The following is a 13,964-nucleotide window of genomic DNA, read 5'->3' as shown; positions in this document are numbered from 1 at the left end:
CGGTTCCAGCTTTAATATAATCCATTTATAAGAGCTTTTCCTTTTTGCTTGCATGGAAATTTTTTCAATCTTACAAAACGATGTTCTGCTGAACTATTATTCTTTCGGAAGTTTGCTATCTATTTTAGCTTTCTTCTGTACTTCCTTATTCTTCCTCTTCTTGAAAGAAAAATCTTCAAGCACAATGCATCTTGCATTAGGAGCTTTGTTTTTCTCCTTCTTTTGTTCAGGATATTTTTTCGCGGCATTCTTATACAACCCGATCGCTGCTTATCATAGATGGTTGACTGTCGGATTTATTTTACCTGCGCTCATTCACTTGGGTCAATTTTTAGCGCGTTATCCTGGACATGCTAATCCCAAAATGAACCGAAATCTTACGATCGGAATGTATACAGTTGCAGCGATCGGAATTTCATATTTTTATTATATTACTCTTACTTCTCCTAGGAAATATCACTTCACGGCTCACCATTGGGACTTTAATGCGGAAAAGGCTTCTTCCATTATTGCTGTTTTGATCGGCCTATTCGTTTTGATCTCCTTCTTGATCCTTCCGATCTATAGAATGACTAAAACTAAGGGAAGAGTTCGCTTTGCGCTCGGCGGTTTTATGACCGCGCTACTTGCCGGCGGTGTGGTTCCTGCGCTTACAAATATTCTCAGTCGAGACGGCTGGATTGAACGTTCTACTTATTTAACTTCTATTGTTCTTTTGATGACATTAGGGATCTTTTTGATCCTGGTAACCTTCTTAAACTTTAGTGAAGAAAAAACCACCTTTATGGTCAAAATCGTAGGGATCACTTTTGTGACATTGATGTTGATCATGCAAGCTTTGGTTTTTATCTCCAATCAAGATAAAGAAGCTGAATACGATACCAAAAGTATTGTGAATATGTCAAGGGCACTTGAAGGCGGAAAGCAGATCCCTGAGATGTTATATATCGTTCAGTGGGAAGGGGGATCCAAAAATGTGGATTATTCTCGCTACGATAATCAATACGACTTAAGACTTCCTCAATTAGAGATAGACTTTAAAAATACGATCATCTTTGAACATATGAAACTTTTAGCGGAAGAAGGTTTTAGGAACTCCGTTAAAAAAATACTGAAAGATACTCATGAATATTTCAGTGGATATAGATCTTCTATCCTGAAGTTTTTGGATGATAATCCGAATCTGGAAGGAAAAGAATTAAAAACAAAATTATTCGATCACCTAAATACATTAAATACCGCAGTCTTCGTAACATCAAACAAGCTGGATTATATTTTCCCTAAAGAATTCTGCATAGACGGTAGAAATTATCTGAAAGGGGTCGGGAACAAAGGAGTCATTCCGTTCAAAGAACATCTTCTTCAAAAATGGAAAGAGAAGGATGGGACTTGCACTTTCGATGAAAAAGATCTACTCATCGGGCATTTAAAGGCAGAAGTACTTTTATATTTCCGTCCATTCCAACCTGCATTATATCGACATTACAGAAAAAGTTTGGATGAACACCAACATTTCGTAACTTATATTCATTACGATGTGAAGAAGGATTTGGTCAGTGAAGTAGGTTATTCTTACCGCAAGTATAGAGAATTTATGCATCCAACTGCAGCAAAACAGACTCTGATCTTGGGCTTAGTTCTGGTTGTGGTATTCTTCGTGTTTCCTCTTTTCTTCCGACAAAGTTTAGTTTCCCCGTTAAATAGGCTATTGTCCGGGGTGGAAAAAGTAAACTTAGGTGCTTTGGATGTTGAAGTGAAAGTAGACTTAAAGGATGAGATCGGATTCTTATCCGACTCATTCAATAGTATGGTGACTTCCATCCGAAAAGCAAGAGGAGAACTCGAAGATTACGCCGAACATTTAGCAACTAAGGTAAGAGAAAGAACCAGAGAACTTTCTGAAAAGATAGAGGAGCTCCAACGTCTTAAGGTACAGCAAGATGGTGACTATTTCTTAACTTCACTACTCGCTAAACCGCTTTTTTATAATGCGAACAAATCTTCAAAGGTAAGCACTAATTTTATTCTTCGCCAAAAGAAACAATTCGAGTTCAAAGGCAAACATGCTGACTTAGGTGGAGATCTTTGTGTAACAGGGAATCTTCGTCTTGGAAAGGAAAACGATTATAAACGTTATACTTTCGCGATGAACGGAGATGCAATGGGTAAGTCCATGCAAGGAGCAGGAGGCTCTCTTGTGATGGGAGTTGTGGTTAACTCCATTCTTGCAAGATCTGCTGCAAACGATAGAGTGTTAGATACCACTCCTTCCGAATTTTTAACCGAAATTTATAAAGAGATGCAGTCCGTTTTTAAATCATTCAACGGATCGATGGTGATCTCTGGAACGTTTATCGTCGTTGAAGACGAGACAGGTAAATTCTGGTATTTTAATGCGGAGCACCCATTCTCCGTAATGTATAGAGATGGAAGAGCAGGTTTCTTAGAAACTGGACTGACTCTTAGAAAGATAGGACTAGATTCAGAATACGAGTTCAAGGTCCATTCCGGAAGATTGGAACCTGGTGACGTATTGATCGTAGGTTCCGACGGTAAAGATGACTTGGATCTCACCCCTGAAAAAGAAGTCCGCACAATTAATGAAGATGAGATGCTCTTCTTACAAATGGTGGAAAAAGGCCAAGGTGATCTGGAAAGAATAGAAGAAGAAGTACTAAAGGTCGGAGAGTTAACCGATGACCTTTCTCTTCTTAGAGTGGAATATTCTCCCGTAGCTTCTCCGGAAAGAGACGGAAAAGATGATGAGATCTCAGATCCATTTGATTGGAAATTCATCTATAAAAAAGCAAAAGAAGATTATATGGGAGGCCGTTTGAGCGAGGCTCTTGGTGCACTTGAAGGTCTGTACAAATCCGATCCTCAGAATACGAAGGTGACTAAACTACTCGGACTTCTTAGCTTTAAAGGTAAAAATTACGGTAAGGCTGTTGAGGTTCTGAATAAGTATCTCGGAGCCGATCCAGATTTAGTAGAATACTGGTATTATCTTTCTTTAGCAAATCGCAGGATCGGAAGAATGGACGAAGCCATCCTAGCCGCAAAAAGGATGGAGGAACTCCAACCGGACAATTCCATGAACCTGATCAATCTTTCCGATCTATATCGTCAGACGGAACAATTTGACTTGGCCTTGGAGTATGCCCATTTGGCTTTGGAGAAGGACCCGGAAGATGAGAATGCTCAGAAATTAGTAAGACTGATCGAAAGAGACAGAAAAGCTTCTTTATAGAAGTTTAATATTTTCCGTTCTCAAAATCCTTATATAACATAGAGGTCTGGATCCCTTTATTGCCTTGGTATTTGCCCGATTTGTATTCAGTGATCTCACCTTCTACAGTATGATAGAAGATCTGACAAATTTCCACATTTGGATAGATGACTAAAGGTTGGATGACCGAAATTTCGAGAGTCCAGAATCCTTTAAATCCTACATCCCCGAACCCAGCAGTCACGTGCACATACATTCCTAATCTGCCTATAGAAGAACGGCCTTCTAACATTGGGACGAGGTTATGTGTTTCAGTGTATTCTAGAGTTCTGCCTAGATAAAGGACTCCTGGTTGTAAGAGTAGTCCTGAATCAGGGATAATTAGATTTTCGGAGGGATTGGATTTTTTCATATCCAATGGACTTTCTGTATAACGAACTAATTCGTTATGAAGCCTTAGATTATAAGAGTTTGGATTTAATCTATCGTCGGAGTAAGGTTCTATGATGATGTCCTTCTCTAATCTTTTTTTAATTTCCTTACCCGTTAGAATCATTTCGTATTCCAGCTTCCTTGTTTTGCCTATTTTCGGGCCGGCCTTGTGTCTCGCCTCCCTTTTTCGGAGTTCTATTTTCCTTTAAATTCCGGTTTTCTTTTTTCTCGGAAAGCCTTTAAGGCTTCTATCCTATCTTCCGTTTTTAAGGTTTTATTATAATGTTTTCTTTCTATCTTCAAGGCTGCTTGTATATCTTTTCCTTCACCTTCTTTAATGGCTTCTTTAGCAAGCCTTAAGGAGATCGGTGCCTTTTCAGAAAGTAAGGAGGCCAATTTTTTTCCGGCCATAAATGCGGAGTCATGCCATACTGAATTCGCAAGTTGGATATCCAACGCGGTTTGCGCATCTATCACAGAAGCGGTTAAAATAAGTTCTAACGCTTTTGTTTTTCCTACTCTACGAGGAAGTCTTTGGGTTCCGCCAGCACCCGGAATAATACCAAGTCCTGTTTCAGTAAGGCCTACTTTTGCTTCTGCGCTCATCAGAATAAAATCACAACATAATGCCATTTCTAATCCGCCACCATATGCATCTCCATCTAAGGCGGCGATCGTTGGGAAAGGAAGATTTTCCAACGCCTGGAAACATTTCCCCACTTGGTCCAGAAATTTATGTACTTCTTTCTCTGACATGTCCGCTCTTTCTTTCAGATCGGCTCCTGCGCAGAATACGGAACCTTCTCCCTTGAATACTAAAGCACGGATTTTTGGGTCCTTACTTGCTCGTTCTATATGGGACATAAGTTGAGAAAGCAGTTCTCTAGAAATTGCATTTCGTTTTTCGGGTCGATTTAAACTGATTATGCACGTATAATCTTCGATGGAATAAAGAACAGTCTCGCTCATATTTGCCTTCTAAAAAATCTTTCCCGAACAGGGGGAATCTTTCCGATAATTGGGTAGATTCTGCGGTTTTTTAAAAACCGCAAGCAAAAGCGTTACGTTCGAACGGTTCTAGGTTAAAGAAAAAATGCGATTTCAGACTCAGATCATAGCTATTATCTTATTTCTCTCTATTTTTGGATTTGGTTGTTCTAACAGTAAGGACTCGGACCTTGCTAGCCAGTTAGGTTTGGGAAATCCGGTCATCACCGAGATCGATCCTCCTAGTGGTTCTCCACCGATTGGAACAACTGTTGGAACTACAGTTACAATTAAAGGCCGTTTATTTTCCGCGGATACAAGTCTAACGACGGTAAAATTTAATGGAGTCTCCGCGAGCGTTCTGAGCGCTACTAGCACTGAGATCGTTACAGTAGTTCCAGCTGGCGCTTCCACTGGAACATTGTTTGTGACTAAGGACGGACCTGTTATTTGTGATGCGAATAATGGAGATTCGGCTACCAACTGTTACGGTAGGACATTCTATATAGATTGTTATAAGTCTTTTGATAATCTGTATGGCGAAGAATTAGGAGTATCTTATCCTGATTCCAAGACGTTCCAGATTACTGGTCAGACAGGAACTAAGGCTCTTAGGATCGATCTGAATCCAGATGGACCTACCAACGTTAAGATTGCCTGCGAAACATATTTGATCTATTCTAAGTTTTCTAAAACCTGCGGTAGAACGGATGTAGGAACTTTTGGCGATACAAGCACTTGGGTATTCGAACCTACTTTGACCTTCTCCAGTTATTATACGGTCCAGATGTTTGTTACTGCCGGAAAGGGAGACTGTACCGTATCTTTTCCCTAATCTTTAAGGCAAAAAAATACTTGGTTTATTCTCCGATTTGGATTAGGATCGGAATGGAGGGATTACTGAATGTCAACAATAACCTCTATATATCTCGGACTCGCCGAAAAGGCATCTTCCGATCCGCGCAAAATGCCTAAAGTGGAAGGAATTCCAAATAAGCCTTACGAAAACAAACAAGCGGATGTTTTCGACCAAAAAGCAATGAATCCTAGTTATGCGGGCGATATTTATAAAACTAAGGGAGCATTTGTAGACAAGATCTCCTAACTTCTTTTTGGCCCGATTGTCTAAACACAATAAAAAAGCCCTCAATTTGAGGGCTTTTCTTTATCAGAACCAATATCGAAGGCTTAATCTTCTTTGTAATTGATCTCTAAAATATTACCGGACGGATCTAAGAAATGAAGGAACTCTCCACCGTCTCTGGCTTCCGGTCCTCTTACGATTTGAACTGACTTAGACTCGAGTTCTACGATTGCTTCGGTAAAATCATCCACATCCAATACGAAACTTAGGACAGGGGATTTAACTTCGGTTAAAGAACTTTTAACTCCGTTGGTATTGAGGAGTTTAATGTTCACAGAATCCAAACCGATGATTGCGAATTCGTTTCCTTTTTCCTCGATCGTCTCGAAATCAAATAGTTCGGAATAGAATTTTACAGAGGCTTCTATGTCCCCGGTAGGTATTACAATATAATCGATTCCTTCTACGATGATCATTGAGGTAGATCCTGTTTTCCTTTTTCGTCATTATGAGATGAAAACCGGGCTTGTCTATCGGAAAACCGTAAGATACTCGTTTTTCAAGTCGGAAGGCTTTATGAGCCTAAATTTCGGAGGCCTATAAAGCCTTCCAGCTCTGAGTTGTCTTTTCCACCCTTCCAAAGGAATCCATCCAAGATATAATGAGTGAATTGGGGAAGAAAGAAGATAGGCACTAGGATTCCCTCGAAGCCCAGTCCTAGTTCTGCTTTTATTACGGAAGAGTTTCCAAATAGATATGGATGTTCTCTCCATATAAAACTATCCCAAAGCCATTCTTCCGAAAGAGCAAATGCCAATAATATCAATGAGAAGCTAAGAATTGCCAAGGCGCCGTTACGAAAGCTATTATAGAAGAAGGAAGGAAGATGTTTCTTTCGGAAATTAGAATATGCGAATATCAAAGCCATGTAAGGAATTCCATGGTTGATCACGTTAGTGAGCGTAAATGCAAAATCATCGTTTAATAATACGATGCCTACATACCAAACGGATGCAGTGTTGAATAAAAGTAGGAGTTTTCCGGTACTAATCCTACGACCTTTTTGAAGAAGGTAGACTTGGCTCAATAAATATACTATCACCCAAACCCAAAAAAATATATGAATGAAGTCTGAAAGTGAACGATTTGGATATTGATAAAAATCACCTTCCATAAACCATTCAAAATGCCTCCCGCCCGGAACCAGATGCCAATATAGAACAGGCAATCCGGTAACTACATATAAACAGATCTTATCTAATAGAAAAGGTAGTTTGCTTTCGGTTTTAGGTTCTGTTCTCGTATACAAACTTAAAAAACCGTATTGCTGCCTAATGAAATGGAAGACCGCAAGATATGCCATTGCTCCCCAGAAAAACAATTTTCCGAAAGAGTAAAGGATCAGCGCTGTCATAAAACATAGAAAGGGAACTAAGGTCAGAAGGACTTTTTTTCTATTCCAAACTTCCTTATCGAAGTAAGCCCTAAACAAAGTAGAATACACATGAGAAACATCTACACCAGGGATAAGAAGTAACCAAAGCCAAGGCGGCAATGCACTACCATTTGTTCTGGAAGAACCAAGGGGAGAAGGTCCCGGAAATCCAAGGGAGTACGCTGCTAGGACGATAATTACTGAAATCAATCCGGGCGCAATAAACCAGCCAAGGTCGAATCTTTTAGAAATAATCCAAGGACTGAACTGATTCTTCACTTCCATCAACTTCTCTTGGCAAAGGTTTGTACTTTTTTAGAAGCTTCGAACCCTCTATATAATGCTTCTTCAAAAATAGAAATGCCGCTTAAGTCACAATGTGCGAAATGAATTCCAGATTCTGATTTTGCCAGTTTCTCTCTTTCTCCTCCCCAAAGAAAACCTGGAACAGGGCGGATCATTGCGTGTGCATGAGTCATGATATCGATTCGAGAAACTAAACTTTCTATATTCGGATGAGGTCTTTTTAGATCGGAGAGTATCTCTTCTTTCCAACTGTCCCAGGTTTTAGGAAGAATGGACCTTCTTGAAGTAAGAGTGTCTTTTTCTCCAAAAGCAAGATAATACGTAAGAACAGATTGTGGTCTGAGCGCTCTTAAATCTTGGTGAGTGGATACAACATAGCCGAGAGATTTACTCTTATAAATTACATTTTCCCAAGCAGGAGGATGTCCTTTTCCTTGAGGAAGTTCGTCTACGAATAGATTTGCAACTAACCAAGGAGAATATTGCAGATTTTGTAAGAATGTATCCTTCTCACCTAAGATATACTTTCTAGTGAAAGAAGGTAAAGCGTAGATCACTTGTTCCGCTTTAATAAGAATATCTTTCTTATCTTTTACATCGTAAGCATTGATTTCCCAGGTTCCTGAATTCTTACGAATTCTTTCTACAAGTGTAGAAGTCCTGATCTTATCTTTAGAAGGTTTTTGTAGGAGTTCCAACAGGAATCCATTCCCTTCTGGCCATGTTAGCACTGGCGGAGAATCTTCCTCTTCTCTCAGTCGAGAACAGAAATAGTGAAGTCCAGCCCAAGCGGAGATATTGTCGGAATTCCCACCGTAATCATCTCGAGTGCAATAATCAGCATACCATAAGATTTCTGGTGATTGTATCCCTAATGATTTTAGATAATCTGCAAAAGTGATCCTATCTAATTTTAAAATTTCAGGATCTTTAGAAGAGCGATCAATTGGAATGCAGAATGCTTTTTGTCCGTCTCTTCCTCTCTTGTTTTGCCAAGAGCTTATAATTTTACGAAATAATAATTCTTGTGAGTCAGGTTCTCCACTTCTTCTCGGAACTAAACCTGCTTGCCATCTTCCCTGGTAGAAAAGCCTTTCCTCCGGATCGAAACATAGATACTTTTCTGGGTAGATTGGATTTCCATTCGAGTCTTTACCTTGGACGAGTCCGTTCTCTTCTAAAAATTTACGGACCAATACCGATTCAGGTCCAGGCTGAGGAAGATAATGTGCGCCCCAAGGATATTTTAAGGAATTTGTTTCAGAGTATCTAGAATTGCCTCCCGCCTCTTTCTCCAGATCCAAGATCAAATAGTCTGAGATCCCGAATTGGGATAAATAATATCCGGAAGAAAGTCCTGAGATCCCTCCTCCTGCGATAAGTACTTTTGTTTGGATCGTACTTGTTGGTGAAAAGTCCGTTCTAACTTGTCTGAGTCTATGACCTGTTTCTTTGTCCGGTCCTAAGATACTTCCTTGGATCTTTCTTTTTCTGATTCTGAAAAAGGAACCAATCCCTAAAAGGGCTGCGCAAAATGCTAAGGTGGAAAGGAATACTTTTCTGGAAAAACGATCTTCGGACATAAACGAACGGATTGCAGATTAGTTTTGCGGGAAGAAGAAGCAAGGAAAAAGAAATTTCCTGAGCATTTTCCAAAACTCTCCTTGGCTTTCCGATCGGTCCGAGAATTTTAGAGTTATGGCAGTTCTTTTGGATTTGGATAATACGGTCTTCGATTCTATAGGGATCTATGAGTTTACGATCCGTGAAATGGAAAAAAAGGCAAAGGGATTAGGCTTCTCCTCTTCCAAAGAATTTAAAAAGGCATATGATGCTGTTCGGGTAGAAGTGAAAAAAGAACTTCCGAACAATCCGGTCAATCGCTTGCGTATTCTTTACTTTAAGAAGATGTCGGAACTTCTTTTTGGAAAATTAGATCCTTCTTTCGTTCTAAAATTGGATTCCCAGTACTTCGGATTTTTTCTGCAAGGTATCAAGGATTGGAAGAAAAAGAATGCCACTGAGTTCAAAAAGATCCTTTCTTTGCTCAGAGCATTACAAGAAGTCCAAGATCTGGTCATTATCACAAACGAATCTCTTAGAACTCAATTACTGAAATTATCCGTTCTATTCCCAAAAGATATCCAATACAAATTAGTAACTTCAGAAGAATGCGGAGCAGAAAAACCTTCCGCTCTGATCTTTAATAAAGCGCTATTAGGTGTTGATCCTAAAAAATCATATATTATCGGAGATTCTTTGAAAGACGATGTCGGCGGAGGACTTTCTTTCGGATTAGAAGCCTTTTATCTAAAAAGTCCTATTTCTTCCGCCAAAACTAAATCGGTTTTGGAAAAGAAAAGTCTAGAAGGAAAAGAATATTGGGAATCTCCAGATCTGTCTACTGCATTAAATTATATTTTGAGCTTGGAGAAAGGGATCGTACTCTAATTACTTCTTTCTGAGCAAAGCAAACAAGGTCAGATTTAGGTTCACTTGTTTGAATGTTAGATACCAAAGCATTAAGGTCCCGTAATAGAATGCCTTTTTTAGGAAGACCCCTAATTTTGCTTTAGGACCGGAAACTCCGGATACGGAAGCGATCGGCTTTAAGATAGAAAATTCCACAGAAGAGAATCCGCATTGTTCTGCTAGAAGCCCTAGGGTCTTTTCAGTATAATCGTTAATATGATCTTTTGCCTCTAGATAATGCCCGCCTTCTTGCATGCCTTTCAATGCGACTTTCAATTTTGCTTTGAATAACTGGACCGGGAAATTAGGAGTTTGAACGAATAAAAATCCACCTGGTTTTAAAAGTCCGAATAGATATTGGATTAGGCTATGAGGTTTAGGGATATGTTCAATCACGTCCCAAAGAGTAATGATATCAAAACTTTCTTTTGGAAGTCCGCTGTCCTGAACGATTCCCGGGAAAACTTGTTTGAGGCCGTTCTTTTCTCTCGCGAATTTAACCGCTTTTTCGGAGATCTCGTAGCCTACGGCTTCCCAACCTGGCCTTGTAGTTCCGATCGTTTTTACGAAGAAGCCAAGTCCACAACCAACGTCCAAAATTTTTCCCTTAGGAGCCGAAAGAAATTTGCCTACGAAGTCTTTGTAGATGTCTCTATGAGCCACATCCCACCAGTCTAAATCATAACCGGTTTCGTCGTCCCAGTATCCTTCGTAATGTTCGTCTTGTTCATAAGTGGAGAATGCGTGACTGCAATTCAAACAGCGCACTATTTGGATTCCGTTTTCGACGAATAAGGTTTTGTTTTTCTGGCTTCCGCAAAGATAACAGGTTTGGTTCAAAGGAAGTTCCGTTTAGGTGATAGTGTATCCTTCGACGCGAGTCTTTAAATTCCAGTAAAAAACCAAACTTCTCCGGGGCTTTTTCGATTTTCCGGATAGGGTCCCATTGGAAGCATGGAAACAACCTCACAGGTTTGATTAGGAGATTCTTTTGGCTAAAGTACATTTTACCAAGATGGAAGGGATCGGAAACGATTATGTATATGTGGATGCAACTAAGGACGATTTACGTCTGAGTCCGGAGCAGATCCAAAAACTTTCCGATCGTAATTTTGGGATCGGAAGTGACGGTGTGATCTTCATCCGTGCATCTAATAAAGGCGATTTCCAAATGGATATGTACAATGCGGATGGCTCTTCTTCCGAAATGTGTGGGAACGGGATCCGATGCGTAGGAAAATTCGTGTACGATCATGGTCTTACGAATAAAAAACAGCCTCAGATAGAAACCGGAGCTGGAATTTTAGAACTCGATCTGAAAGTAAACGGAAGCGGCAAAGTGGAACAGGTTTCCGTAGATATGGGAAAACCGATCTTAGTTCCTTCTTTAATCCCTGTTAAATGGGAAAATGAAAATCCAATTTTGGAACAACCTCTTTCTTTCTTGAGTGGATTGCCGGGTTATTCTTCCTACAACTTGAAATTTAGCGCCGTAAGTATGGGAAACCCACACTGTATTATTTATGTAGAAGATCCGGATAAGTTTCCAGTCCGAGAGATTGGTCCTCTGATCGAAAATCATACTGAATTATTTCCACGAAGAGTGAATGTGGAATTTGCATCCTTAAGAGGAAAAGATCATCTTTACCAAAGGACTTGGGAAAGAGGTGCAGGAGAAACATTGGCCTGCGGAACGGGCGCCTGCGCTGTAATGACTGCTTCTCACCTAAACGGTAAAACAGGCAAAGATGTTCGTATCGATCTAAGAGGCGGAACCTTAAGAGTGCAATTGCTGGAATCCGGCCATGTACTAATGACAGGTCCCGCCACAGAAGTATTCAGTGGAGTCGTGGAAGTTTAAGCTTCCGCGTACTGACCTTCTTGCAATGCGATCATTCTAGTTCTAACTACATCGGAGAGTTGTTTCATATTCTCCTCTAAGGACCCGGAAAGAAATTCTCTATGATCTACTTTTTCTCCGTAGATCACTTTTACCTTTTTGTAGATTGCACGTTTTTTGATATCACAGACTTCTTTAGGCATTCCCATAAAACTGCGAACGATAGGTGGTATTGGAATATCAGAGTAAGATTCTTCGACGGGTATGATTACAGAAGGAAGAATATCCACTTTGTTACGAATGGAGAATGCAGCGAAACCTGAATGAAAGTCTACCATTCCGGATTTAAAATCGTTTTTGACCATATAGTCATGGCCTTCCGGAAAAATTCCTAAAGTCTCTCCCTTTTTGAAAACCTGTTGGATCATCTTGATAGAACCTAAGGAAATATTTCCATCGATAGACATCGGGATCCCACCGGCGATCTTTGCTAAGTCTCTGAAGATTGGAATTCTAAAAGTGTATTCCGCAGCGATCCAAGAAATGAATCTTGGAAAAGTGTAAGAAAGGATAAATGGATCCATATCGGATCTATGATTGCAGGTAAGAATGATTTTACCGTTAGTTACTATATTTTCGGTTCCGTACGCGCTGATATTCACGGCCAAACCTATAAAAGGAGCCACGAAATTTTTGATCCGAAGATATGCTTTTGCTTCTTTCTCCACGGCAACCTTCCTAAGCGACTATTCTCCTAAGAAAACACTCCACCATTTTTTATCCTGCCCAGCAGGCTTATTTGAATTCGGATCTCCATCAGAGGATTTCATCTCCGATCGGAGTCTTCCGAAATCTTTTTGTTTTCGTTTCGGCTGAACATTGGAGAGATTTTTTTTGATCTCCTCATATTCCTTCGAAGCGTTGGCATTAGAGCGAATATAATTACGTATATCGTCCCATTGAGGATCGTCTTCATTGCCATAAGCGGCATAGTTGAACAGATCGATTTGATCGAATTCAGGCATACTTTTCCTTTCCGTTAAGGGGAAGTTCGAATAGGATCTGATCAGAATCGCCTAAAAGCGAAATCTTTTCAAACCATTCGCATGTTTGCCTGGGAAAATACTATGGCAACAGTTTTCGTAAATTTCAAACCGGATTTTCTGATTTCGTTTTTAAAAAATCTAGCGAATGTCACTGAATTTAGGACTTCGATTTTCCGAAGGAATAAGTTATGGAGAGAGAAAATCTCCCCCCTTTAAACAGACATAATCATAAAGAATCGGAAGATATAAAAGAAACCGGTACGGCGAAAAATCTAGGTAGGATCATTCCATTTCCTTCCCCGCCAGGAAGAAATTTGAAAAAGATCCGGGAATTGTACGAGGATATTTTCGATCAGAAACCTTGATGAATATCGTTTCTGATTTTAGAAAAGAGATCTGAGAAAATCCAGATATTGAGTTTTGCCTTCACTGTTCTCCGGTGGAGCCCAAGTGGCGAACTCTTTGTCTGTCGCCGGATCGTAAGGTCCTGATTTTCCTTCGAAGCAGATACAGCTTTCCGAAAGACAGACTAATGTATGATAGACTCCCGGAAGAATATCTATCCCATAGATCGGTCCGTCCGAGCTTAGGATATGTTTGTCGGTTACTTTACCATCTTCTTCGAATAGTATGAAGCCTAGTTTTCCTTTTATTACTAGAAAGGTCTCAGGTTTAGGAGGATTTTTGTGACGATGAGCTTGGACGTAAGTGTCTTTGGTAAGTACGTTCAGAAACCTTTGGTACGGTTCTATTAGTTCGTGGAAGTTGTGATTGGTTCTTCCTCTAGCGGAAGAGAAAGCAACTGGAAGGAGTTTATCGAATAACTCCTGATCGATGAGTAATTTATCCGGCCGTGACAAGTTGTAGATGCTGCTCGCAATACGCGATTAGGTAATCAGTGCAGGCTGTGCAAGTATCCGCAGCTCCGCAAGCTTTTACCACTTCACGATAGTCTTGCCCTTGTTGTTTAGCAGTCTCTACGATTTTTTCAAACGTGATTTGAGCGCAATGGCACTTTTCCATTCTGGTTCCCGATCTCTTTCTCTATGACTATCGTTGTTGAGACTCATTATTAAAGTCAAGTTTTCTGGTAGAAATTTGAGAATATTTTCTAAACTATATGGGACATAATG

At 40.0% G+C, this 13,964-nt stretch carries 16 protein-coding genes; 6 read left to right on the top strand and 10 right to left on the bottom strand.

Annotated elements, in window-relative coordinates:
• Positions 1–52 precede the first annotated feature (52 nt).
• A complete protein-coding gene (locus tag CH352_RS08330; protein WP_100704846.1) occupies positions 53–3,250 on the top strand; it encodes a SpoIIE family protein phosphatase in 3,198 nt (1,065 codons plus the stop codon).
• A 4-nt stretch (positions 3,251–3,254) separates the two neighbouring features.
• Here the strand turns inward: CH352_RS08330 and dcd are convergent, their stop codons facing one another.
• Together dcd and CH352_RS08320 are read right to left on the bottom strand one after the other, a co-directional pair.
• On the bottom strand, positions 3,255–3,785 hold the full coding sequence (gene dcd, locus CH352_RS08325; RefSeq protein ID WP_100704845.1) for a dCTP deaminase: 531 nt from the start codon (positions 3,783–3,785) through the stop codon (positions 3,255–3,257).
• 71 nt (positions 3,786–3,856) lie between these two features.
• Entirely contained in the window at positions 3,857–4,630 is a 774-nt protein-coding gene (locus CH352_RS08320) for an enoyl-CoA hydratase/isomerase family protein (RefSeq protein WP_100704844.1), read from the bottom strand.
• A 124-nt stretch (positions 4,631–4,754) separates the two neighbouring features.
• Here CH352_RS08320 and CH352_RS08315 point away from each other — a divergent pair, with 124 nt between their 5' ends.
• Together CH352_RS08315 and CH352_RS08310 are read left to right on the top strand one after the other, a co-directional pair.
• Positions 4,755–5,483: an LIC10067 family putative lipoprotein gene (locus CH352_RS08315; protein ID WP_100704843.1), complete on the top strand. Its 729-nt coding sequence runs from the start codon at positions 4,755–4,757 to the stop codon at positions 5,481–5,483.
• A 69-nt stretch (positions 5,484–5,552) separates the two neighbouring features.
• Positions 5,553–5,753: a hypothetical protein gene (locus tag CH352_RS08310; RefSeq protein ID WP_100704842.1), complete on the top strand. Its 201-nt coding sequence runs from the start codon at positions 5,553–5,555 to the stop codon at positions 5,751–5,753.
• Positions 5,754–5,836: 83 nt separating this feature from the next.
• Here the strand turns inward: CH352_RS08310 and CH352_RS08305 are convergent, their stop codons facing one another.
• From CH352_RS08305 to CH352_RS08295, 3 genes are all read right to left on the bottom strand, one after another.
• Positions 5,837–6,208, bottom strand: coding sequence for a VOC family protein (locus tag CH352_RS08305; RefSeq protein ID WP_008589759.1), 372 nt, complete (start codon positions 6,206–6,208; stop codon positions 5,837–5,839).
• Between the two features lie 98 nt (positions 6,209–6,306).
• Positions 6,307–7,452 carry a hypothetical protein gene (locus tag CH352_RS08300; RefSeq protein WP_100704841.1) on the bottom strand — a complete coding sequence of 382 codons (1,146 nt, stop codon included), beginning with the start codon at positions 7,450–7,452 and terminating at the stop codon, positions 6,307–6,309.
• Positions 7,452–9,056: an NAD(P)-binding protein gene (locus CH352_RS08295; RefSeq protein WP_100704840.1), complete on the bottom strand. Its 1,605-nt coding sequence runs from the start codon at positions 9,054–9,056 to the stop codon at positions 7,452–7,454. The genes CH352_RS08300 and CH352_RS08295 overlap by 1 nt, the downstream gene beginning before the upstream one ends.
• A gap of 115 nt (positions 9,057–9,171) precedes the next feature.
• On the opposite strand from CH352_RS08295, the gene CH352_RS08290 reads away from it, so the two are divergent.
• Complete coding sequence (locus tag CH352_RS08290) at positions 9,172–9,924, top strand: HAD family hydrolase (protein WP_100704839.1); 753 nt, start codon at positions 9,172–9,174, stop codon at positions 9,922–9,924.
• Here CH352_RS08290 and CH352_RS08285 read toward each other — a convergent pair whose 3' ends face one another.
• Positions 9,925–10,785, bottom strand: a complete 861-nt coding sequence (locus CH352_RS08285) for a class I SAM-dependent methyltransferase (RefSeq protein ID WP_100704838.1) — start codon at positions 10,783–10,785, stop codon at positions 9,925–9,927.
• 151 nt (positions 10,786–10,936) lie between these two features.
• Here CH352_RS08285 and dapF point away from each other — a divergent pair, with 151 nt between their 5' ends.
• Positions 10,937–11,806 (top strand): diaminopimelate epimerase, encoded by an 870-nt coding sequence (gene dapF / locus CH352_RS08280; protein WP_100704837.1) that lies wholly within the window; start codon positions 10,937–10,939, stop codon positions 11,804–11,806.
• Here dapF and CH352_RS08275 read toward each other — a convergent pair.
• Positions 11,803–12,513 carry a lysophospholipid acyltransferase family protein gene (locus CH352_RS08275; RefSeq protein WP_100704836.1) on the bottom strand — a complete coding sequence of 237 codons (711 nt, stop codon included), beginning with the start codon at positions 12,511–12,513 and terminating at the stop codon, positions 11,803–11,805. The genes dapF and CH352_RS08275 overlap by 4 nt on opposite strands.
• Positions 12,514–12,531: 18 nt before the next feature.
• Positions 12,532–12,810 (bottom strand): hypothetical protein, encoded by a 279-nt coding sequence (locus CH352_RS08270; RefSeq protein WP_100704835.1) that lies wholly within the window; start codon positions 12,808–12,810, stop codon positions 12,532–12,534.
• Positions 12,811–13,019: 209 nt separating this feature from the next.
• Between CH352_RS08270 and CH352_RS19020 the strand changes: the two genes are divergently transcribed.
• Positions 13,020–13,196: a hypothetical protein gene (locus CH352_RS19020; protein WP_008591083.1), complete on the top strand. Its 177-nt coding sequence runs from the start codon at positions 13,020–13,022 to the stop codon at positions 13,194–13,196.
• Positions 13,197–13,214: 18 nt separating this feature from the next.
• Here CH352_RS19020 and CH352_RS08265 read toward each other — a convergent pair whose 3' ends face one another.
• Positions 13,215–13,691, bottom strand: a complete 477-nt coding sequence (locus CH352_RS08265; RefSeq protein WP_100704834.1) for a WbuC family cupin fold metalloprotein — start codon at positions 13,689–13,691, stop codon at positions 13,215–13,217.
• The gene (locus tag CH352_RS08260; RefSeq protein ID WP_100704833.1) at positions 13,675–13,854 is read right to left on the bottom strand and encodes a hypothetical protein; all 180 of its coding nucleotides are present in this window, start codon (positions 13,852–13,854) and stop codon (positions 13,675–13,677) included. Before CH352_RS08260 ends, CH352_RS08265 begins: the two co-directional genes overlap by 17 nt.
• Between the last annotated feature and the right edge of the window lie 110 nt (positions 13,855–13,964).

This window comes from Leptospira hartskeerlii (assembly GCF_002811475.1).
GTDB lineage: Bacteria > Spirochaetota > Leptospiria > Leptospirales > Leptospiraceae > Leptospira_B > Leptospira_B hartskeerlii.
Note: the sequence above shows the minus strand (reverse complement) of the source record. Positions and strands in the feature narration are given on the sequence as shown.

Excerpts from the sequence above, each read along its gene's own strand:
- CH352_RS08330 (WP_100704846.1), top strand. The coding sequence starts at position 53 with ATGGAAATTTTTTCAATCTTACAAAACGATGTTCTGCTGAACTATTAT.
- dcd (WP_100704845.1), bottom strand. The coding sequence starts at position 3,785 with ATGATTCTAACGGGTAAGGAAATTAAAAAAAGATTAGAGAAGGACATC.
- CH352_RS08320 (WP_100704844.1), bottom strand. The coding sequence starts at position 4,630 with ATGAGCGAGACTGTTCTTTATTCCATCGAAGATTATACGTGCATAATC.
- CH352_RS08315 (WP_100704843.1), top strand. The coding sequence starts at position 4,755 with ATGCGATTTCAGACTCAGATCATAGCTATTATCTTATTTCTCTCTATT.
- CH352_RS08310 (WP_100704842.1), top strand. The coding sequence starts at position 5,553 with ATGTCAACAATAACCTCTATATATCTCGGACTCGCCGAAAAGGCATCT.
- CH352_RS08305 (WP_008589759.1), bottom strand. The coding sequence starts at position 6,208 with ATGATCATCGTAGAAGGAATCGATTATATTGTAATACCTACCGGGGAC.
- CH352_RS08300 (WP_100704841.1), bottom strand. The coding sequence starts at position 7,452 with ATGGAAGTGAAGAATCAGTTCAGTCCTTGGATTATTTCTAAAAGATTC.
- CH352_RS08295 (WP_100704840.1), bottom strand. The coding sequence starts at position 9,056 with ATGTCCGAAGATCGTTTTTCCAGAAAAGTATTCCTTTCCACCTTAGCA.
- CH352_RS08290 (WP_100704839.1), top strand. The coding sequence starts at position 9,172 with ATGGCAGTTCTTTTGGATTTGGATAATACGGTCTTCGATTCTATAGGG.
- CH352_RS08270 (WP_100704835.1), bottom strand. The coding sequence starts at position 12,810 with ATGCCTGAATTCGATCAAATCGATCTGTTCAACTATGCCGCTTATGGC.
- CH352_RS19020 (WP_008591083.1), top strand. The coding sequence starts at position 13,020 with ATGGAGAGAGAAAATCTCCCCCCTTTAAACAGACATAATCATAAAGAA.
- CH352_RS08260 (WP_100704833.1), bottom strand. The coding sequence starts at position 13,854 with ATGGAAAAGTGCCATTGCGCTCAAATCACGTTTGAAAAAATCGTAGAG.